Source organism: Rhodococcus sp. 05-2254-2 (assembly GCF_002259095.1).
Taxonomy (GTDB): Bacteria; Actinomycetota; Actinomycetes; order Mycobacteriales; family Mycobacteriaceae; genus Rhodococcoides.
In genome coordinates this window covers 890,920-912,064 of sequence record NZ_NOZJ01000008.1, presented here as the reverse complement: position 1 = coordinate 912,064, position 21,145 = coordinate 890,920, and the positions used below count along the sequence as shown (strand labels likewise).

At 65.3% G+C, this 21,145-nt stretch carries 18 protein-coding genes; 7 read left to right on the top strand and 11 right to left on the bottom strand.

Annotation, left to right across the window (positions count from 1 at the left end; genetic code table 11):
* Window positions 1-37: 37 nt before the first annotated feature.
* Window positions 38-1,123 (bottom strand): DNA polymerase domain-containing protein, encoded by a 1,086-nt coding sequence (locus CH283_RS14520; protein WP_094640572.1) that lies wholly within the window; start codon window positions 1,121-1,123, stop codon window positions 38-40.
* A gap of 2 nt (window positions 1,124-1,125) precedes the next feature.
* Entirely contained in the window at window positions 1,126-2,175 is a 1,050-nt protein-coding gene (locus CH283_RS14515; RefSeq protein ID WP_068048755.1) for an ATP-dependent DNA ligase, read from the bottom strand.
* An 86-nt stretch (window positions 2,176-2,261) separates the two neighbouring features.
* Between CH283_RS14515 and lppU the strand changes: the two genes are divergently transcribed.
* Both lppU and CH283_RS14505 read left to right on the top strand, forming a co-directional pair.
* Window positions 2,262-2,861: an LppU family putative lipoprotein gene (lppU, locus tag CH283_RS14510; RefSeq protein ID WP_068048740.1), complete on the top strand. Its 600-nt coding sequence runs from the start codon at window positions 2,262-2,264 to the stop codon at window positions 2,859-2,861.
* Window positions 2,858-4,294: an MFS transporter gene (locus CH283_RS14505; RefSeq protein ID WP_094640571.1), complete on the top strand. Its 1,437-nt coding sequence runs from the start codon at window positions 2,858-2,860 to the stop codon at window positions 4,292-4,294. The genes lppU and CH283_RS14505 overlap by 4 nt, the downstream gene beginning before the upstream one ends.
* 27 nt (window positions 4,295-4,321) lie before the next feature.
* Here CH283_RS14505 and CH283_RS14500 read toward each other — a convergent pair whose 3' ends face one another.
* From CH283_RS14500 to CH283_RS14485, 4 genes are read right to left on the bottom strand one after another with little or no spacing between them, the layout of a single operon-like run.
* A complete protein-coding gene (locus CH283_RS14500) occupies window positions 4,322-5,200 on the bottom strand; it encodes a universal stress protein (RefSeq protein WP_176460334.1) in 879 nt (292 codons plus the stop codon).
* Window positions 5,201-5,238: 38 nt separating this feature from the next.
* Complete coding sequence (locus tag CH283_RS14495) at window positions 5,239-5,601, bottom strand: hypothetical protein (RefSeq protein ID WP_094640569.1); 363 nt, start codon at window positions 5,599-5,601, stop codon at window positions 5,239-5,241.
* Window positions 5,598-6,500, bottom strand: coding sequence for a universal stress protein (locus CH283_RS14490; RefSeq protein ID WP_094640568.1), 903 nt, complete (start codon window positions 6,498-6,500; stop codon window positions 5,598-5,600). Before CH283_RS14490 ends, CH283_RS14495 begins: the two co-directional genes overlap by 4 nt.
* Window positions 6,497-7,498 (bottom strand): Acg family FMN-binding oxidoreductase, encoded by a 1,002-nt coding sequence (locus tag CH283_RS14485; RefSeq protein WP_094640598.1) that lies wholly within the window; start codon window positions 7,496-7,498, stop codon window positions 6,497-6,499. The genes CH283_RS14490 and CH283_RS14485 overlap by 4 nt, the downstream gene beginning before the upstream one ends.
* 223 nt (window positions 7,499-7,721) lie before the next feature.
* Here CH283_RS14485 and ilvD point away from each other — a divergent pair, with 223 nt between their 5' ends.
* The gene (ilvD, locus tag CH283_RS14480; RefSeq protein ID WP_094640567.1) at window positions 7,722-9,437 is read left to right on the top strand and encodes a dihydroxy-acid dehydratase; all 1,716 of its coding nucleotides are present in this window, start codon (window positions 7,722-7,724) and stop codon (window positions 9,435-9,437) included.
* Window positions 9,438-9,633: 196 nt separating this feature from the next.
* Here the strand turns inward: ilvD and CH283_RS14475 are convergent, their stop codons facing one another.
* Window positions 9,634-11,772 carry an MFS transporter gene (locus CH283_RS14475; protein ID WP_094640566.1) on the bottom strand — a complete coding sequence of 713 codons (2,139 nt, stop codon included), beginning with the start codon at window positions 11,770-11,772 and terminating at the stop codon, window positions 9,634-9,636.
* A 138-nt stretch (window positions 11,773-11,910) separates the two neighbouring features.
* On the opposite strand from CH283_RS14475, the gene CH283_RS14470 reads away from it, so the two are divergent.
* Window positions 11,911-12,573 carry a TetR/AcrR family transcriptional regulator gene (locus CH283_RS14470; RefSeq protein WP_176460335.1) on the top strand — a complete coding sequence of 221 codons (663 nt, stop codon included), beginning with the start codon at window positions 11,911-11,913 and terminating at the stop codon, window positions 12,571-12,573.
* 82 nt (window positions 12,574-12,655) lie between these two features.
* On the opposite strand, the gene CH283_RS14465 is transcribed toward CH283_RS14470, so the two are convergent.
* Window positions 12,656-13,312: a hypothetical protein gene (locus tag CH283_RS14465; protein WP_037194795.1), complete on the bottom strand. Its 657-nt coding sequence runs from the start codon at window positions 13,310-13,312 to the stop codon at window positions 12,656-12,658.
* A 66-nt stretch (window positions 13,313-13,378) separates the two neighbouring features.
* Window positions 13,379-14,104, bottom strand: a complete 726-nt coding sequence (locus CH283_RS14460) for a DUF6319 family protein (protein ID WP_068048706.1) — start codon at window positions 14,102-14,104, stop codon at window positions 13,379-13,381.
* 397 nt (window positions 14,105-14,501) lie between these two features.
* Between CH283_RS14460 and CH283_RS14455 the strand changes: the two genes are divergently transcribed.
* The 3 genes from CH283_RS14455 to CH283_RS14445 are packed head-to-tail and all read left to right on the top strand — an operon-like array spanning window position 14,502 to window position 19,247.
* On the top strand, window positions 14,502-16,799 hold the full coding sequence (locus CH283_RS14455) for a glycerol-3-phosphate 1-O-acyltransferase (RefSeq protein ID WP_094640564.1): 2,298 nt from the start codon (window positions 14,502-14,504) through the stop codon (window positions 16,797-16,799).
* Entirely contained in the window at window positions 16,796-18,223 is a 1,428-nt protein-coding gene (locus CH283_RS14450; protein ID WP_094640563.1) for an HAD-IB family hydrolase, read from the top strand. The genes CH283_RS14455 and CH283_RS14450 overlap by 4 nt, the downstream gene beginning before the upstream one ends.
* Complete coding sequence (locus CH283_RS14445; RefSeq protein ID WP_068048696.1) at window positions 18,216-19,247, top strand: adenylate/guanylate cyclase domain-containing protein; 1,032 nt, start codon at window positions 18,216-18,218, stop codon at window positions 19,245-19,247. Before CH283_RS14450 ends, CH283_RS14445 begins: the two co-directional genes overlap by 8 nt.
* Here the strand turns inward: CH283_RS14445 and CH283_RS14440 are convergent.
* Window positions 19,229-20,290: an MSMEG_0565 family glycosyltransferase gene (locus CH283_RS14440; RefSeq protein ID WP_094640562.1), complete on the bottom strand. Its 1,062-nt coding sequence runs from the start codon at window positions 20,288-20,290 to the stop codon at window positions 19,229-19,231. The two genes, CH283_RS14445 and CH283_RS14440, sit on opposite strands and share 19 nt — an antisense overlap.
* Complete coding sequence (locus tag CH283_RS14435; protein ID WP_037194809.1) at window positions 20,287-21,138, bottom strand: carbon-nitrogen hydrolase family protein; 852 nt, start codon at window positions 21,136-21,138, stop codon at window positions 20,287-20,289. Before CH283_RS14435 ends, CH283_RS14440 begins: the two co-directional genes overlap by 4 nt.
* Window positions 21,139-21,145: the final 7 nt, after the last annotated feature.

The window sequence follows — 21,145 nt, the reverse complement described above, 5'->3', positions numbered from 1 at the left end:
GATACGGCGTCGTAGTGTGCAACGTTGCCCGGCTGCGTCAGCTCTCCGTGCGATTCCCCTCCGCATCCCAGTGCTCGGCGACCTTTTTCGACGGCTGCACTCGGGGCGGCTCACCAGGCATCTTGGGGTAATCCGGCGGGAAGTTCAGCTCCCCGCCCGGCAGTGTTTCCCACAGCTGCAGAAGGGGTTCGAGGGAGTAGGCCTGCTCGTCCATACCGGCCCAGGGGTCACCGTCCCGAACCAGCTCCGGCACCGTGACGAGGTTGTACTCACGTGGATCGGTGACATCTGCCAACTGCGACCACGTCATCGGAGTGCTCACCGTCGCACCCGGCCGGGCCCGCAGACTCCATGCACTGGCGATGGTTCGGTCTCGATTGTTCTGGTTGTAGTCGATGAAGATGCGTTCTCCGCGTTCCTCTTTCCACCAGTTGGTGGTCACTCCATCGTCGCGCCGTTCCAGTTCGCGGCCCAGGCCGATGGCCGCGTGGCGCACCTGCTCGAAGGTGTACCGCGGCTCGATGCGAACGTATATGTGAATGCCCCGATTACCACTCGTCTTCGGGTAGCCGCGTAAACCCAGCTCCTCCAACAGCTCTCGGGTCACATCGGCCACTCGCAGGGCGTCCGCGAACGTGGTTCCCGGCTGCGGATCGAGGTCCAGCCGGAGCTCGTCGGGATGATCCACGTCCGGTCGCCGCACCGGCCACGGATGGAAGGTCAGCGTGCCCATCTGCGCCGCCCACACCAGCGACGCGGATTCGGACGGGCACAGCTCTTCGGCGGTGCGCTTGCTGGGGAACGCGATCTTCACCGTCTCGATCCACTCGGGCGCGCCCTTGGGCAACCGCTTCTGATAGAAACCGTCGCCCTCCTTGTCCTGGGGGCCGAGTGCCAATCTCATGCCCTCGCGATAGCCGTCGGGCCAACGCTCCATCGCGGTGGGGCGGTCACCGATCGCCCGCATCAGCGGCTCCCCGACGGCCGCGAAGTACTCGCACACCTGCAGTTTGGTGATCTCCGGGGTGCGTTCGGTGGCCTGAAAGATCACGCGATCGGGGCTCGACACCCGCACTTCGCGCTCGCCGGCCTGCACGAACGCCGGTGGTGTTTTCGCGGCCATGGCTACCGTCCCCCGGCAATGACGTCGGCGACGTCGTAGCGCACCGGAACCTCGAGCTGGTCGTACGCGCACGAGCGCGGCTCACGATCGGGTCGCCACCGCAGGAACCGCGCCACGTGCCGCAGCCGAGCCCCTTCCATCTGGTCGTAGGCCACCTCGATGACCCGCTCGATACGCACCGGGATCCAGTTGCGGTCGTTGGACGAATTCCAGCGGGTCGCTTCGCCGTCGTACGTGACGTCATCGCCGAGCCGGAGCGGTTCGAGTTCTTCGAGCAGTTCCAGCCGGCGCTTGTCGGTGAAGGCCGACGCGCCGCCGATCATGCGCAGGTCGTCGCCGTCGTACAGACCGAGCAGCAGAGATCCGATACCGTTGCCGGACTTGTGGATTCGATAACCGATCAACACACAGTCGGCGGTACGCGCATGCTTGATCTTGACCATCTCGCGCTTGTTCGGCAGATAGAGACCGTCGAGCTTCTTGGCCACCACACCGTCGAGCCCGGCACCCTCGAAACGCTCGAACCAATCCTCGGCCACCGCCGCATCGTCGGTGGCGGAGGTGACGTGACAGCTCGTCCCGCCGGTACCCACCGCGTCGAGCAGTCTCGCTCGCCGCGTCGAGAACGGCTCACCCGTCAGGTCCTCGTCGCCGACGGCCAACAGGTCGAAGCCGATGAACTGCGCGGGCGTCTTCTCCGCGAGCATGGTCACCCGACTCGCTGCGGGATGAATTCGTTCGGAGAGCGACTCCCAGTCCAGACGAGTGGATCCGTCCTTCTCGCGGGGTACGACGATCTCGCCGTCGACGACGATCTTCTCGGGCAGCTCGGCCTTGATCGCCTCCACCAACTCCGGGAAATAGCGCGCCAGGTCCTTACCGCCACGAGACCCCAGCACCACCTCGTCTCCGTCGCGGAAGACGATGGCGCGAAACCCGTCCCATTTCGGCTCGTACGACCACACCGCGGGCCCGTCCGCGGGCTGTGCGGGCACCACTTTCGCGGCTTTGGCGAGCATCGGTGCGACCGGCACGGCAAGAGGAAGATCCACGCAGTTCATCCTGCCTCATGCAGCCGACGAGCGAGTCCGATATTTTCTACACGAGCACGGTCGAACCTACGAGGGCAGGACTCACCATGGCGTCATCCAGTCGTTCGGTCCGCGCTCTCGTGCTCGCGCTGTCGTCGTGCGCGGCGCTGATACTCGGCGGGTGCGCCTCGGAAGTGTCCGGTACCGCCGTCGCCATCTCCGGTGCCACCATTCCCGCCACCACGACCACCGCCCCGCCCACCACCACACCGCAAACCGACATCGACGACGGCGGCAGTGTCGACATCGACGTGGAGATCGGCGAGTGCGTGGCCCTGGGCGGAACCGTCGACGAGGCGGCCATAGACAACGCGACCTGCGGATCTCCGCAGTCCAACTACGTCGTCTTCGCCAAGACGCCCACCTCGGCCGAGTGCCCCGCGGATGCCGATCAGTACTACTACGAGACCTACTTCGACATCGAACAGGGAGCCCTGTGCCTCGACATCGACTGGCAGGTCGGTGGATGCATGGACCTCGTCGGTGAATTCGCTCAGCGGATCGACTGCGCGACCCCCGGTGCCGACACCCGCCGCGTCGTGACCATCCTGCAGGGCACCTCGTCCGTCGACGACTGCCCCGACCCCGCGCTGTACGGATTCGAGAAGGACTCACGCAACTTCGTCGTCTGCGTCGAACGGTTGTGACCGCCACCGACATCTCGGTCTCGAGCGCTCGGGGGCGCTGGATCGTCGCAGCCACGGTGCTCGGTTCGGCTCTGGCGATGCTCGACGCCACCGTGGTCAATATCGCGTTACCCGCGATCGGTCGCGATCTCGGTTCGGGCGTCACCGGTCTGCAGTGGACGCTGAGCGGTTACACCTTGACGCTGGCCTCGCTGATTCTGCTGGGCGGGTCGCTAGGCGACCGGCTGGGGCGCAGGCGGGTGTTCGTCTGGGGCACCGTCTGGTTCGCGGCCGCGTCGGTGCTCTGCGGGCTCGCTCCCAGCATCGAGGTGCTGGTCGCGGCGCGCCTACTGCAGGGCGTCGGCGCGGCCTTGTTGACGCCGGGTTCTCTCGCGCTGATCTCGGCCTCCATCAGGGCCGAGGACCGAGGAGCTGCGATCGGTCTGTGGTCGGGTCTCGGCGGCGTCGCGTCCGCGGTCGGTCCGTTGCTCGGCGGCTGGTTGGTCGACGCCGTCGGGTGGCGTTCGGTGTTCCTGATCAACATCCCGCTCGCCGTCGTGGTCGTGTGGGTGGCAGCGAAACACGTTCCCGAGAGCCGAGATCCGCACGCATCCGGCCGACTCGACGTACCGGGAGCGGTGACCGTCGCGGCAGCGCTGGGTCTGCTCACGTACGGTCTGATCGAGTCACATGCCCTGGCGCTCGCTCTGGGTGTCGTCGCGGCCGGAGTGTTCGTGGTGATCGAGCGTCGCTCGCACGATCCACTGGTTCCGCCGTCGCTGTTCGCATCCCGAGTGTTTCTGGCGGCCAACCTCGTCACCTTCGCCGTGTACGCGGCTCTGGGCGGCGTGTTCTTTCTTCTGGTGTTGCAGTTGCAGTTCGCCGTGGGCTACTCACCCATCGCGGCCGGAGTGGCCACGCTGCCGATCACCGCTCTGATGCTCGTCCTGTCCGCCCGCGCGGGCAGAATCGCCGGACGCATCGGACCTCGTGTTCCGATGACCGTCGGGCCGCTGCTCTCGGCACTGGGGCTGTTGCTGATGTTGCGCATCGGACCCGGATCCACCTACGCCACAGACGTTCTGCCTGCGGTTGTCGTCTTCGGGCTCGGATTGTCCGCTCTGGTGGCCCCGCTGACCGGAGCGGTTCTGGGCGCGGTGTCGACCGATCGTGCCGGAATCGCGTCTGGAGTCAACAATGCCGTGGCCCGCACCAGTCAACTGCTCGCCGTGGCCGCGCTCCCTGCGCTCGCCGGTATCGCGGGATCCGATTACGCTGCGCCGGAGGTGTTCTCGGACGGCTTCCACACCGCGATGCTGATGTGCACCGGATTGCTGGTGATCGGTGCGGTCATCGCGGCGGTACTGATCCGCGGCACCGGCGACGACGCGTCGAACTGTCCCCCGCACTGCGACATCGGCTCACCACCACCCGCCTCGCGTCGGAGCGCGTGACTCACCGCACTGGGTCATCGCACTGGGTCATCGCACGATCAGCACCGAGCAGTCGGCGTGGTGAACGAGATTCTGACTGACCGACCCCAGAATCGTCCCACGCAGAGCACCTCGACCGCGAGAACCCACCACGAGCATCGACGCCGACGCCGACATCGCGCGCAGGCCTCGCGTCGGGCTCGACTGCGCGCTCACAGTGCTCAGCGCAACCTCCGGATACTTCTCGTGCATCTTCTCCACATGCGTTTCGAGCCAATGCTTTTCGTGAGCGCGAATGCTCACCCAGTCGACGCCCTCGAATCCCGTTCCCAGGCCCGGCTGGGCCGCGAATCCCCAGTAGTTCGCCGCGACCACGGGTGCACCGACGGTGTGCGCGAACTCGAGCGCGGCACTCAACGCTCGATCCGACTGCTCGCTTCCGTCGACGCCCACCACGATGGGCCTGGCCGGATCGACGCTCTCCCCACCACCACGCACGAGCAGTACGGGGCAACGGGCGTGCGTGACGACCCGAAGGGTGTTGCTGCCCAGGGTCAGGTCTCGTAGTGCACTCGACTTCCTCGATCCCAGCACGATCAATTCGGCGTCGGCATTCGACAGGTACGACGCGATGGTGCCGTCGACGCTGACGATGTCGACGGATACGTCGGGTGCAACGTCGTGCATCGCTCCGGCCGCACGGGTGAGATGCTTTCGCCCGATCATGCGGAGGTCCCGCTCGAGCGCACCGCCGTCCACGAACGCTGCCGATCCGTACCAATCCCCCTCGGGGACAGCGTGAATCAACCGAACGGACGCGTGTGTCTTCGCGGCGTAGGCGGCCGCCCACAGTGCTGCGGCATCGGCCTCGGTGGAGCCGTCGATGCCCACCAGGATGGGAAGCACGCGGTCGGTGGAATTGCTCATGATGTGTTCCTGTCTCGATGGGGAAGCCGTCGGGTCGGTCAGGGATGGAACAGGGCAGATACTTCGTCGGTATCGATATCGGTGCGGCATCCGCTAGATTCGAGCTCGACGTAGAAGGTCTCGTAGCCGCGCGGGTCGGCCCCGCTGACACCGGTGCTGCGTCGCTCGAACACGCGCACCCCCGGCCACCGGCCGAGCACCGCAGTTCTCAGATCGTGTCCGTCCGGGGAGGTTCCGGCGAGCGGTCCGTATTCGGCGATCATCACCGCGTACACGGTGCCGCCGGTCGACGCGGTGGTCACCGGAAACACCGTCGACCCTGTCGATGCCGGACTGTCGACGGTGATGGAATCGGTCTCCATCCGCCGGGTACCTGCCGCTGCTGGTGCGTCGTTCGTCATCGTCGAGTCCCCGCTGTCGTCGTGTCCCTGCAGATCATCACCGGGCAGCGCGCATGCCGCGTGAGGTTGCTACTGGTCGATCCGAACAGTGCTCTCGCCACCACTCCTCGTCCGTGGCTACCGACCACCACGAGGCCGGCACGCTTGGACAAATCTATCAACAGATGCGCCGGATTACCCTGTTGCACAATATGTTCGACGGATACGTCCGGATACTTCTCACTCCATCCGGCAAGACATTCCGACAGCAGCATTCGCTGCTCGCGCTCGATCTCGGCACTGTCGGGCGATCCCGGCAAGGAGAGCGCCGCCCCCTGGGACAACGAGCTCCAGGCAAGCGCGGCGATCATCGGCACACCCAACAGAGACGCCAGATCGAAGGCCTGCTCGACGGCCACCTCACTCGTCGCACTGCCGTCGATACCGACGAGGATCGGTGCGTCGACGGTGCCGATTCCCTCCCGCCAGACGATCACCGGACACAGGGCCGCGTTCGAGGTTTCCTGCGCCGTACTCCCGAACAATGCCGACACGATCGGGCCGGAACCGGAGTTACCGACGACGAGCATGCGGGCGGTGCGGGAGTGTCCGACCATCATCGTGCATGCGGTCGCTTCCTCCACCGAGGTGGTCACGGCCAGGTTCGGATGACGGGACAGCACCGCGGTGGCAACGTCGGTGACGACGCGTTCGGCCGCGCGCCGCTGCTCGTCCCACACCTCCGTCGGCACCACCGTTGCGGGCTCGCCCATGTAGAACACGGGCTGCTGTACTGCCCCGGCGATCAGCAGCGGAGAATCCAACTTCTCGGCCAGGGTGGCCGCCCAGCGGGCAGCGTCGATGCTGGCTGGCGAGCCGTCCACGCCGACAACGATTTTCTGGTGTCCTGCGAGAATCACGATCGTCTCCTGTTCGTTGCGCGGGCGGGTGCCGAGAGCACCGACGCGACCGCGTGTCGTGGGGTTCGGGGTGGCGGTGAGCCGATCATCGGTTTACCGACTCGAATCAGCACCTGCGCCACCCCTGTGCGTGCAGCGAGAGATTCGACCAAGCGCCTGCTACCCGACTGTTCCGTCATGTGCGTCAACGGGCACGTCGCCAGTCCGTCCGCTGTCGCTGCCAGGAGGAAGGCAGACATGGCTCGACCGCTCTGCAGCCAATCCAGGCGTTCGTCCGATGACGTCTCGAGCAGCACCACGGTGGATTCGTCCTCGACCGGCTCCTGTGTCACGGTCGCGGCGACCCGGTGCGGTTCGGGGAACACTCGTCCGACCTGCACCCTCGATGCATCCGCGCGGTTCGTCAGAGCCTCGGGCGGAATTCCTCCCGATCGGAACGCGTGCCCGGCCCACCATCTGATCTCCGCCTGATACGTCGCGTCGTACTTACGTACGCTCGCGCTCAGAGTCGATGCCTTCGCCAACGTCTCTTTGGACTCGGCCGACAGGACGGTCATCTCGGTGCCGTAGTGCTCCTGACCCAGGTATCGCGTCAGATCGCGATTGCTCGGCACCGGCCCGAACGCTCGCCGATCCGAGTACCGCCGATTGATCGCAGTGAGCAGGTCGAACTCGTGCGACCGGGGATGCGCGTCGTGCACGAAACGAACACGCGCGAGGTGATCCGGTGCACCCGGGGTCGGCAACAGGTCGATCTCTGCCGTCCACCTGTTGGCTGCCGCGGCCTTCTGCAGGTGGTCCAAGGCAGCCCCGCAGCTCATCACCATCTGCCGCTCGGTCGGGTCTATCGCCCCGAGCACGCGCGAGCTGTCGGTGTACAGATCGAGTACGTGCTCGGAGTAGATCCACCTCCACGGCTGACTGTTGTGCACCGACGGAGCGCGACACGCGAGCTCCACCAGCATCTCCACCACGGCCGTATCCGGCTGATCGTTCATCGTCTCTCCTCGGACTCCCACCGCGATGCGGCGACACACCCACTCTCTCCCCGAGCTGGTGGTGCTCGACAGGGCCATTCGTCACTCGATGAAGGGCACTCGAGACGTACGAGTTGGGTGCATGCCGATCGAGAGCCGCAACCACAGGTTTAGTGTTGACGGTGAATGCGACTCAGGAGCGGAACCTGAGGACGCGACCGTCCGCCGACCGCTCAGGAGAGTCATGACGACCCCGCAGAATCCCCACGAAGACATCGACGTCAAGCCGCGCAGCCGCGACGTCACCGACGGACTGGAGAAAACGGCAGCGCGCGGCATGCTCCGCGCCGTCGGGATGGGCGACGAAGACTGGGGCAAATCCCAGATCGGCGTCGCGTCGTCGTGGAACGAGATCACCCCGTGCAACCTCTCGCTCGAACGTCTGGCGAAGGCCGTCAAGAAGGGCGTCCACGCCGCCGGCGGCTACCCGCTGGAATTCGGCACCATTTCGGTGTCCGACGGTATCTCGATGGGTCACGAGGGCATGCACTTCTCGTTGGTCTCCCGTGAGGTGATCGCCGACAGCGTCGAAACCGTCATCAGCGCAGAGCGTCTCGACGGTTCCGTCCTGCTCGCCGGATGCGACAAGTCGCTGCCCGGAATGCTCATGGCCGCAGCGCGTCTGGACCTGGCGAGTGTTTTCCTCTACGCCGGCTCCACGTTGCCCGGGTTCGCAACCCTGTCCGACGGCAGCGAGCACCAGGTGACGATCATCGACGCCTTCGAGGCCGTCGGTGCCTGTTCACGAGGACTCATGTCACGCGCCGACGTCGACACCATCGAACGCGCCATCTGCCCCGGCGAAGGTGCCTGCGGCGGAATGTACACCGCCAACACGATGGCCAGCGCAGCCGAAGCGATGGGAATGTCGTTGCCCGGCAGCGCATCTCCTCCCGCTCCCGATCGCCGACGCGACGGATTCGCCCACGCCAGCGGCGAGGCCGTCGTCGATCTTCTGCGACGCGGCATCCGCACCAGCGACATCCTCACCAAGGAAGCGTTCGAGAACGCCATCGCCGTTGTCATGGCATTCGGCGGCTCGACCAACGCGGTGCTGCACCTCCTGGCCATCGCCCACGAGGCGCAGGTGGACCTGACCCTCGCCGACTTCACCCGCGTCGGCGCGAAGGTTCCCCACCTGGCGGACGTCAAGCCGTTCGGCAAGCACGTCATGACCGACGTCGACGCCATCGGCGGAGTCCCCGTCGTGATGAAGGCTCTGCTCGACGCAGGCCTGATGCACGGCGACTGCATGACGGTCACCGGTAAGACCGTGGCGCAGAACCTCGCTCACATCGCGCCCCCTGACCCCGACGGAAAGGTACTGCGCGCACTCGACAAGCCGATCCACCCGACGGGCGGCATCACCATCCTCGAAGGATCGCTCGCCCCCGGCGGAGCCGTCGTCAAGTCCGCAGGCTTCGACTCCGACGTCTTCGTCGGCACCGCACGAGTTTTCGAGCGTGAACGCGCGGCCATGGACGCCCTCGAAGACGGCACCATCGCAGCAGGCGACGTCGTGGTCATCCGCTACGAAGGACCCAAGGGCGGGCCGGGAATGCGCGAGATGCTCGCAATCACCGGAGCCATCAAGGGTGCGGGACTCGGCAAGGACGTCCTGCTGCTCACCGACGGCCGATTCTCCGGCGGCACCACCGGCCTCTGCGTCGGACACGTGGCACCCGAGGCAGTCGACGGCGGACCCATCGCCTTCGTCCGCGACGGTGACCAGATCCGACTCGACGTCGGCAAGGGCACCCTCGACCTGCTCGTCGACGCAGCCGAAATGGACTCCCGCGCACAGGGCTGGGCACCACTGCCGCCGCGCTACACCCGAGGAGTGTTGGCCAAATACTCCAAGCTGGTCGGATCGGCCTCGAACGGTGCGGTGCTGATCTAGCCGTCCCCTTTCCGCCCTCCCCCCCTGCCGCGTCAAAGGACCATTGCATACGTCTCGGCGCTGCAATGGTCCATTCACGCAAGGACACCGTGCGCGTCGATGGCACTTTGCATACGTCTCGGCGGTGCAATGGTCCATTGACGCGGACGGGGTGAGGGGGCGGCGGGAAGGCGGGCAAGAGGCGGGCGGGGTGCGACTACAGCGGCATTGCCCACATGGAGCTCGAGCGTTCCTTGAATGCCGTGCAGTTGGCGTGTTGTTTACTGGCCCGCTGGTAGAAGGTCTGCAGCGGCTCGGTGGGTTCGGGCGGCTGCGGTGTGGGCGCAACCGGCAGATCGCTGAGTTCGAGGGCTGCGTCGAGGGCTTCCTCGGCCTCGACGCGTCGGGTGCGCGCCAGGTTGGACAGGGCGAGCTGGTGGATCGTCACGCGGTCGCCGGACTTGCTGTCCACCGTGGCCTGTCGGGCGACGGAGGCGTCGAACTCGTACACCTTCGAGGCCAGCTGATAGATGCTGGGACGCTCGAGCTCGGCGTCCACCAGAGCCGGCTCGGCCACGGTGCGCGCAGGTGTCGGTGCGGTCTCCTCCGCGGTTCGCAACGCGTGCCGTGCGCCGGAATTCTGGGGCTTCGCCGACGGCCGCTCCAGTAGTTGCTCGAGCTCGGCAACCTCACGATCGGCTACCGGGTCCTTTGCCGGCGGCGCGACGAACGGCACGATCGGCTCGAACTCGATCTTCTCCGACGACGTCGCCGCAGTCGCATTCTTGGACGGAATGAGCAGCGCGACGATCACCGTGCCGACGCCGAACACGACGGCGGCAACAACACTCGTGTGCACTACTGCGTCACCGAACGCCGCGACAGCATTGGCCTCCAGATTGTCGGCGAACCCACTGAGAAATGCGTTCTGGTCACGGATGACGTCGGAGACGATCACCGCACCGGCCAACGAATCCTGCGATGCCGCAAGCCCTTCCGCAGCCTGCCCGGTGTACTGGCCGTTCGGTTGCTTGCCGGGGAAGGTCTGCAGGAATCCTTCGATGCCCTGGCGGTAGGACGCGGCGAGCACCGATCCGAGCACAGCGATACCGAGCGATCCGCCGAGTTCGAGGGCGGTGTCGTTGAGGCCGCCGCCCACTCCGAGCTTGCTGTCCGGGAACTCGCCCATGATGGAGTCGGTGCAGGGCGAGACGGACAGTCCGATTGCCAGACCGAGCAGCGTCAGCACCGGAAGGAAGTCGGAATACGTTGCGGTCGAGTCGATCCCGATGAGCGAGACAACCGACAGCGTTCCCACGATCATGCCTGCGGTGACGGTGACGCGCGGTCCCAGCTTCGGCGTGAGCCACATCGTGATTCCGGATCCGACGAAGACCGCGCCGGCCAACGGCAGGAGGTGAACGCCGGTGGACACCGGACCGTAGCCGAGAGCGAATTGGAGATACTGGGCGACGAAGTAGATGGCGCCGAAGGTGACGAGGAAGAAGATCAGCACCGCGAGGGTGGCCCCGCTGAGGATGCGGGAAGAGAACATCCGGACGTCGAGCAACGGATTGGGATGCCGCAGTTCCCATCCCACGAAGCCGAGGACCGACAGCAACCCGACGAGCGCGAAGTACAGCGGCCCGACGGTCCAGCCGAAGTGCATCCCCTCGATGATGGCGTACACGATGGTCGACACGGCCAGCACCGACAGCAGTCCACCGATCCAGTCGATCGCACCCGGGTCGACGGCCCGTGACGGCGGGACCAGCACGACGGCACCGACGATGGCGGCCAGCGCGATCGGAACATTGATCAGGAACGTCGAGTGCCAGGTGAAGCTCTCGAGAAGCCAGCCCGCCAACAGCGGCCCGGCCGCGATCGCGAGTCCCGAGGTTGCCGCCCACACGGTGACAGCGGTGGCGCGCTCCCGCTTGGGGAAGGTGGCGACCAACAGCGACAGTGTGGCGGGCATGACGATGGCTGCGGCGACACCCATGACGATGCGGGCCAGGATCACCCCGAGGGTGGCATCGGTGAGTGCCCCGGCCACAGATCCGGCGACGAAGATGATCAGGCCGAGAATCAGAGCGCCGCGGCGGCTGTAGCGATCTCCGATCACCCCGCACAGCAACATCAACGACGCGTAGGGGACGGTGTAGCCGTCGATCACCCATTGCAGGTCGCTGCTCGTCAGACTCAGATCGAGAGTCATCGACGGTGCGGCGACCAACAGGGACGTATTGGCCATGACCACGATCAGCAGGCTCAGGCACAACACCACCAGCGCCGACCAGCGTCGTGGGTACGGTTTGTGCATATCTTGGACAGGCGTCATCGCAAGCAGTGTCATCGTGTGTTCCCCCCCGTTGGCAAAGCGCGAGACACACCTTGCACAGTGCTGTGCAGCTTAGGAAGCGTCGACTAGGATCGGCAATCTTTTGTGGCGGCAACCACACTCCCCGCCCGCGATCGTGCTAGATGTTGTCCTGTGCGTAAGACGACGGAGTCGAGTTCGATTGCACGGGACGCAGCTGCGCCGCCCGTGCAACGACGTGACGCCCGATCCAATCGAGCGCGAATTCTGCACGTTGCACAGGGGGTACTGGCGAACAATCCCGATGCGACGATCAACGACGTCGCCGCCGCTGCGGGAGTGGTCCGGCGAACCGTGTACGCCCACTTCGCCTCTCGCGAAGCGTTGATCGACGGTATCGCCGTGGAAGCAGCGGAACGAATTTCGGCTGCGCTCAACCGCGTTCCTGCCGCAGACGAATCGGCGGTGACGGTGTTCGTTCGGCAGACACTGGCCCTGGCACGCGTCGGAGATCAGTACCGGCTGTTACTCGCGGTCGCACGGTCCGATCTGGGACACAACAGCATTCACGATCTACTGACTCCGATGCGCGAGTCGGCCGCCGCGGTCATCCGACGGGGACAGCGCGAGGGTGTGTTCTCCTCGTACCTCGCCGCCGAAGTGCTGATTCTCAATATCGAGGCCATTGCGCTGTCGATCCTCGACGCCACCAACGCCGGATTGATCGGCGATCCGGCCGGAGCGGCGACGACGTCGAGCCTGGTGCTGCTGGGAATCGCGCCGGACGACGCGGAACGCATAGTCGCAGATGTTCGGTCGTCCGCCCGCGCCCGCTGAGAGCAGTACCGACCCCACGCACGACGAAGGCCCCGTCGCAGTGTGTTGTGCGAACGGGGCCTTCGGCCGAAAACGGGTGGATCTAGGGAGCCGGGACGAATCCTGCGCCGAGTCCGTTGCCCTGATCGACGTTGCGGAGGATCGCGTCGAAGTTGGTGCCTACCTCGGGTCCGAAGCACGCCACGCCGAGGTAGGCATTGACCATGCCGACGAGGGTGTTGCCGACGACGACCGGGCTGCCCGAGTCACCTTCGACGACACACAGCTGCGCCCAGGTCTCCTGCGACTGCAGGACGTCGCCGTACGCGAGTCCGCAGGTGTTGCCGGTGGTACGGCCTTCCTTGCAGACGATGTTCGGGAACGCCGTCGGCGGACCGACCTGCGAGATGGTCACGTTGCCGACGCGGTTGATCGGTGCGACCTTGTCACGCTGGAATTCGATGAGGGCGTAGTCGTATTCCGGGTTGGAGAACGCGATGCGGCCGACCTCACCGAGGGAGGTGTCGTACTCGGGGACGATGGAGGCGCCCGCTTGGCCACAGTGACCGGCGGTGAAGCCGACCAGGTTTCCGTTGCGGTCGTTACCGATCGTCGTCAGCGTGCACTCGGCCGCGCCTCCGACGATGATTCCCGAGCCGCCGCCGAGAGCAGCTGGAGTGGCCGCGGATGCGGACCCCACGCCGACGCTGGCTACGATTGCAGCCGCCCCCACGACGACGAGCATGAATTTCTTGAACATGTACTCCCTCTCAGCGGTGTCGGCAGAACCCTAGCAACAACAGGTGTACGAACACGAGCGAGTCGTTCATACGTCCTGCTCGAGGGCGGCAAGCGTCGTGCGCGCCTCCTCGAGTTGACGGCTCAGTTCTGCAACGCGTCGGGCGGCTTCCTCGCGCGCGTGGGAGATGACTGCCTCGACTGCGTCGCGTGCAGTGGGGTCGCCCAACTCCCGAACAGCGCGGCTCACCGACTCGGGGCTCACCGGTTGCGATTTGGTGGGCCGCTTCGCCCCCTGGGTGACCGTGACGGACCAATCGTTGTCGGCCCCCGCATGAATGGTGACGCTGACGCCGCCCGGTGCCTTCTTGGCTCGACGGGGAGCCGGACTCGGCGGTTGCACGGCCTTTGGGCGTTCCGCCACCGTCTTGGGCTGTGCCGGCTCCGCGTCGGGCCGAACCGCTACGGGTTTGGGCTGCAACGGCTCGGCGCTCCTTGCCGGCGTCGCCTGAGGCGGTGCCACCTTCTTCGCGGGCACGCGCTTGGCCGGCGCAGGCGGAGTTGCCGCGTTGCGAGTGATGCGCAGTTCCTCTGCCTCGTAGGGCAATTCGTCGTTGACACCCTTCGGGCTGATGGTGACCGTGGTGCCGTCGATCGACACGACCTTCGCCGACGTCCCCTCGGGCAGGCCCAGACTCGGGTTGGGTTCACGAAGATAGACGGTGGCCCGACGCCCCTCGGCGAGCGCCGCGGCCAGAGCCGTCAGATTCTCGGGAGTCAACGAATCGTTCACGGCGCGCCCACGGGGTGGCATCGACTACCGGCCTTTCTCGAAAGTGTTTGCGAATACTGTCGCACACTTGCAGGTGAGATGCGGCCGGGGCAGCACAGGGCGCGTCGGATCGGCGTATCGAGAGGAGGTTATCCGTTAATCCAAGTAACTGTAACCACAAGTAACTGTAACTTGGATTAACACTTAGAATTGGTTGGCCGAGAAGGCCGATGTCTCTCACTGTATACGACAGCCGCCCGGCGCACCGCGCGCGCACTCAGAGGTGCCATCGGCCCCACCAGGGTACCGGCGAGTAGCCGCGCGACTCCCGGGCGAGATCGGTGTCCCGGAACCACCTCACCGAACCGCCCTCGCACACGGTTTCTGCCGCGTAGCCTGGCGGCGTGCCTCCTTGCGAAGGTACGGAACAGGAGTCTCGATGTACCACCTCGACGCGGACGAACAGTCGCTCAGCGACGGTCCGCACGTGTATTTGCTCGACGCCAAATCCACCCTCGAGGTTCAGGCTCTGAATCAGTGGATCGACGCCACCACGCCGGACGGCGAACCGCGACCACCCTCGGTGGTGCTCTCCGGTGAGGCGAAAACGTCACTCTCGGACAGTGTTCGCGGCTACGCCGACGATCCGCTGCTGATCCCGCTGCGGGTGACTCTGTCCGATCGCAAGAGCGGCATTCTGCACCGAATCTTCGCGCCCCGTGGTCGGTCCAAGCCAACGCAGGTGTGGCAGCGATGGGTGGCAGGCGACGACCCGGACCACTCCGCGGTGTTGGTCGGCGAGCCCGCGACTCTCAGTGATCTGCAGGATCGGTTCGAGCGCGGCGGCGGCACGTCCCTGTCATCGTTCATTCTTCGTCAGGCCAGTCTGGCGCTGGACAAGGCCGAGCGCGGCGTCATCGGCTCCGAGTACAAGATCCCGCGATTCGTCGTCGAGGACATGACGGAACAGAAGAAGTTCCGGGACGGAATCACCGAACTCGCCGAGGAGGTCGGCCAGGATCGCGACGCCGTCGACACCCGCGTCCAGGAGATCCTCGGTGAGATGGTCGCAACCGAGACCCGCCGCGCGGTCGAGATGTGGGGAACCCTCGGGGCGTACTTCTCCCGGGCGTACAAGGTCGACGTGGACCGTGATCAGTTGCAGAAGGTACGCGAACTCAACAAGAACTATCCGCTGGTGTTCCTGCCCAACCACCGTTCCTATCTCGACCCGCTCGTACTGCGTCCTGCCCTGCTGGCCGAAGGCCTGCCGCTCAACCACGTCATGGGCGGCATCAACGTCGGCTTCTGGCCGCTGGGCCCGATCGCCAAACGCAGTGGCGTCGTGCTCATCCAGCGCAAGTTCTCCGACGCGATCTACAAGTGGACGCTGCGTCAGTACATGAGCTTCCTGCTGAGCAAGCGGTTCAACCTCGAGTGGTACATCGAGGGCGGCCGTAGCCGCACCGGGAAGCTCCGCCCGCCGCGGTTCGGCCTGCTGACCTATCTGGTGGACGCACTCGAGACCAGCGATGCGGAGGACGTGTACCTGGTTCCGACGTCCATCACCTACGACCGGCTGCACGAGGTCGGTGCGATGGCCGAGGAATCGCACGGCGCGAAGAAGCAGGCCGAGGGCATTCGGATGGCCATCGGGTACATCCGCGCGCAGGGCACGTTGCGCGGCAACGTGTACCTGAACTTCGGCGAGCCGATGTCGGTGGCGTCGATCGTCGCCGAGAACTCCGACAAGCGAGTGGCGGTGCAGAAGATCGCGCTCGGTGTCTCCCATGCGATCAACGACGCGACTCCGGTGACGCCCGCGGCGCTGGTCACCATGGCCCTGCTCGGCATCGAGGATCGCGCCCTCAACGTCAACGAGATGTGGGCCATCATCGCCCCGCTCGCCCGCTACATCAAGCGCCGCAACCTGCCCACCGCGGGCGGCGTGGACATCGCCGACGTCGACGTCGTGCGCTCGGCCGTCATCGCACAGGTCAACGCCAACGTCGTCAAGCGTTTCGACGACGGTCCCGAGCCCCTGTTCTACCTGGCTCAGGACAAGCATCTGGTCGCAGCGTTCTTCCGCAACAACGCAATCCACTTCTTCGTCATGCGCGCCATCGGCGAGTTGGTCGTGCTGCCGACCAGCGGCGATTCGACGCCACTGACCCAGGAGTCGCTGTGGCAGTCGGCATTGCAGTTACGCGATCTGCTCAAGTTCGAGTTCTTCTTCGGCGACAAGAAGGACTTCGGCGAGCGGCTCGAATCCGAGGTCGATCTCATCGACCCGGACTGGCGCGCCAACATCAGCGATCCAGATTATGCTGCGCGACAACTGCAGTCGCAGGATCTGCATCTGGCGCACCGCGTGCTGCAGCCGATCTTCGAGGCGTACCAGGTGGTTGCCGATCAGCTGATGTTGCTGCCGCAGAGCGGTGAGTTCGACAAGGCGAAGTTCATCACGGAATGCCTCGGTGCAGCTCAAGCCAGACGACTTCGTCAGCAGCTCGATCACAGCGAGTCGATCTCCGGCGAATTGTTCGATACAGCATTGCAATTGGCCGAGAATCGCGATCTGGTCGATTCCACGTCCGACGGTATCGCGCGCCGCAGGCGGGACTTCGCGCTCGAGATCGACGAGTGGGCACGCAAGGTGCGTACGATCCGCGACATGGCCCACCGCATGCTGCGCGAGGTAGAACCGATCTCGGCCCCCGAGGAGAACAATTCATGACCGAGTTCGACGATCGACTGATTGCGATCGCCGCCGCTCCACCCGGCCGGGACACCGTTGCGTTCTTCGATCTGGACGGCACGCTGATCAACGGATTCTCGGCCCGTGCAGTATTTCTCGAACGACTCAAGACTCTCGACGTGACGGTCAAGGAACTGTGGGAGATATCGAGTGCCGTCGTCGAGATGCGGATGCGCAACTCCCCGGTCGACAACCTGATGGGCAAGGCCGTCCGGGGCCTGGAGGGCCGTCGGGAAGACGATCTGATGGAACAGGCAGACACGCTGTTCCGCAACGAGATCGCGCCGATGATCTACCCACAAGCCCGCATCCTTGTCGAAGCACACCGTCACGCCGGTCATCGACTGGTGATGGCCACCTCGGCCACGCCGTACCAGGCGCTGCCCGTACAGCAGGACATGATGTTCGAGACACTGCTGTGCACCACCCCGGTGGTCACCGACGGCATCCTGACCGGGGAGCTGGTCGGCGATTCGCTGTGGGGCCCACGTAAGGCCAAGGCCGCGATCGACTACGCCGAACGTGAGGGAATCGCTCTCGCCGGCTGCTTCGCCTACTCCAACGGCGGTGAGGACATTCCACTGCTCGAGGCCGTCGGCCGTCCCATCGCCCTCAACCCGGATCCCGAACTGCAGCGCTACGCCGCCAAGAAGAAGTGGCCGTCGCTCACGTTGGAGAGCCCCAAGCGCGGCACCGATCTGACCTCGGCCGTGCGCAGCACCGCAGCTCTGGGGTCGGTGCTGGCCAGCGCATCGATCGGCCTCGGCCTCGGGTTACTGACGCGCAGCAGGCGCAACGGAGCGAATATCACCAGCACCATCGCCCCGGACATCGCGTTGACCCTCGCCGGGGTCAAGCTCGACGTCACCGGAACGGAAAATGCCTGGTCGGCCCGACCGGCCGTCTTCATGTTCAACCATCAGAGCACTGCCGACTCGATCATCGTCACCTCCATTCTTCGACGCGACATCACCGCGGTCGCCAAACGAGAACTCGAACGCGACCCACGATTCGCACTGCTGGGCAGAATTTTCGACGTCGCCTACGTCGATCGTGGTGATCCCTCTCAGGCGCGCGAGGCGATGCGCCCGGCCATAGAGAAATTGCACAGTGGCATTTCCGTCGCCATCGCGCCCGAGGGCACGCGGATGCCGACGTCGCGTCTCGGCCGATTCAAGAAGGGCGGCTTCCACCTGGCGATGCAGGCCGGAGTGCCCATCGTTCCCATCGTCATCCACAACGCGGGTGACGTGATGTGGAAAAAGGATTTCACCGTCCATTCCGGTACCGTCAAGGTCACCATCGGCGAGCCCATTCCCACCACGGACTGGGAGCCCGACAAGATCGACGCGTACGTGGACGATGTCCGTTCCTATTTCGACAGAACGTTGGGATATGCCTGAGAACCAGATCAACTCGGTGGTGCAAGCGGAGATCGAACGCAATCTTCTGGGGGGCACTCCGAAGTACACCCGGTCCGACATCGTCGACAGGTCGGGGTTGCCGCTCGAACGGGTGATCGCGCTGTGGATCGGCATGGGCTTTCCCATCCACACCGATACCGAGGCCGTCGTCTACACCGATGCGGACCTCGAGGCACTGAAGTTGATCACCGGGCTCACCGAGCAGAAAGTCATCAAGCCCGAGATGGAGGTGGCGATCGCACGCACTCTCGGCCAGTCGATGTCCAGACTCGCGGAATGGCAAGTGGGCGTGGTGAACTCTCACATCCTCGAGCGCATCACCAGCAGCGACGAGGACCAGAACGACATCGACACCATCCGGCACAACGCCAGGGATATCGCTGCCGAGACGGTCCCCACCCTCGAAGCGCTCCAGGCGTACACCTGGCGACGGCACTTGGCCGCGGCGGCCGGACGGTCCATCGCCGCTCCCGACGACGCCACCGACAGCCCCGTCATGGCCGTCGGCTTCGCGGACATGGTCGGCTACACCAGCCTGACGCGTCGACTCGACATCGGCGAACTGACCACGCTCCTCGAGGAGTTCGAGTCACTCGCCACCAATATCATTGCGCGCGGGCGTGGTTCGGTGATCAAGAACGTCGGCGACGAGGTGATGTTCAGCGCGCAGACTCCCGAGGACGCCGCCCACATCGCCCTCGATCTGCAGGACGCCTTCGCCGAGCAGGAAGACATGCCGGACCTGCGGGTCGGGCTGGCCTGGGGTCCGGTTCTCGCCCGTTACGGTGATCTGTACGGGTCGGTGGTCAACATCGCTGCGCGCCTGACCAGTTCGGCCAATCCGGGAACGACTCTCGTCGACACCGTCATGACCGAGGAACTGCGTCACGACTCCGAGTTCTACCTCAAATCGATTCGCTCACTACGGGTCAAGGGTTTCCACAAGCTCAAGCCCCATCGGCTCAAGCGCAACAAGCGCAGCGGTCACCGGAGCGAGGAGTAGAACTCCAGATGTTTACGCGCAGCCTCGTCCCACGTGAGGCTGTGCGCCAGCGTCAGGCCCGGTAGCGGATCCCGCGGTTCCCGCACGGCACGTTCGAGTTCGGCTGCCATGGTCTGCGCCGAGGACGCGTAGGTGACGCTGTTGCCGAACACTTCTCGCAGTACCGGGAGATCTCGCGCGACGACGGGGGTCGACGCCGCGAGTGCTTCCATGGCGGCCAGTCCGAAGCCCTCCTTGGTCGAGAAGAACGGCAGCACAGCAGCCTGTGCCACGAGGTGCGGCAGCTCGTCGTCGACGACGGTACCGAGTATCACCGGTTCGATACCGAGTTCGGCTGCGCGGCGGTCGAATTCGGCGCGATAGTCGCGATAGTCGAACAGCGTCTCGCCGCCGGCGAAGACCAATCGCAGGTCGTGCGCCCGCAGCCGGGCGAAGGCGTCGAGTAGATCCAGGCTGCCTTTGCGCGGTTCGATACCTCCCACGGCGAGCACGTATCGGCCGAGCTTCTCGCGCCAGTGGGATCGGTCCGATTGCGCCGCTGCGGTGAATCTCTCGGCGTCGACGCCGTTGGGGATGACCGTGGGCTCGAATCCCCATCCGCGGCGAACGTCGCTCGCCACCGCCGCCGACACGCAGATGCGCGCGTACGGGGCGGTGATCGCGCGTTCGTGGCACGCGGCCAGCTCGGGCGTGGTGAACTCGTCCAGGTGATGGATGGTCCTGATGCAGCGGCCGACGGCATTGGCGGAGATGCAGTCCTGCGCATGGACGATGTCGTACTCCTCCGGTGTGAACGCCTGCCGCAGAACATCTATCGACCGCAGAATTCGATCTCCGACGTTCTCCCCTTCCCGGTGCTCGAACGGGACCATTCTGATGTCGACGGCAGGGTCCACGTCACGAAAGAACGTACTGTCGCCACCGCGGCCGAGAGACCACACCGACACGTCCTGCCCGGCGCGCGCCAGTGCCTCGGCCAGCGCCAGTGTGTGCACCACTCCGCCGCGCGGCTTGGACGAATAGGTCGACAAGCTGATCTTCACTGACCCGGTTTCTCCTGCAACAGATTCGGATACGCATCCACCCGACGCTCGGCCAGGTGATGCAGCCCCCGGCGCGCTCGGTCGACTTCGGCGTCGACATCGATCTCGTGCACCGCAAGGCCTCCTTTGGACCAGGTCCGCGCCAGCACGTCGCCACCGGGGCCGACGATCTTCGCCTGCCCGAGAAAGCGCAGCGAACCCATCACTCCGGTTTGATTGGACGAGACCAGCACCACCTGGTTCTCGGCCGCGCGGGCAGCGTCGTACAGATCGAACAGACGGGACTGCCGATCGTTCGGAAGAGAAGACGCTCGATCCGTGACGCTGGCAGGCCACGCAGACAGGGCCGCAATGATTCTCGCGCCGTCGAGCGCCAACGTCCGCGCCGACTCCGGGAACGTCTTGTCGTAGTCGATCAACATGCCCATCCGCCCCACCGGGGTGTCGAAAGCCTCGAAGTGGTCACCGGCCGCGTAGGCGAGCGACTCCCCGAGCGGCTGGTGCACCTTGCGGTGACTACCCAGGATGCCGTCTCCGGTCAGACAGGCGGCAGCGTTGTACCGCAGACCTTTCGACAGCTCGGTGTAGCCGATGCAGATCGTCATGTTCCCGGCCGCGGCGATGATCGCCGCCAGTTCCGGACCGTCGGGATCGAGGGTGGGCGGCAGTTCCGCGGGATCCGGATTGCTCAGACTGTTGATGTAGCCCCCGAGGGACGCGTCGGGCAGCACCAGGAGATCGATGCCTTCTCGGGCCGCACTGGAGATGATCGTGGTGATCTTCAGTACGGCTCGGTCGACATCTCTCCCGAAATGCGCTGCCAGCGCGCCGATCTTGATGGGGGCCACGAGAAGC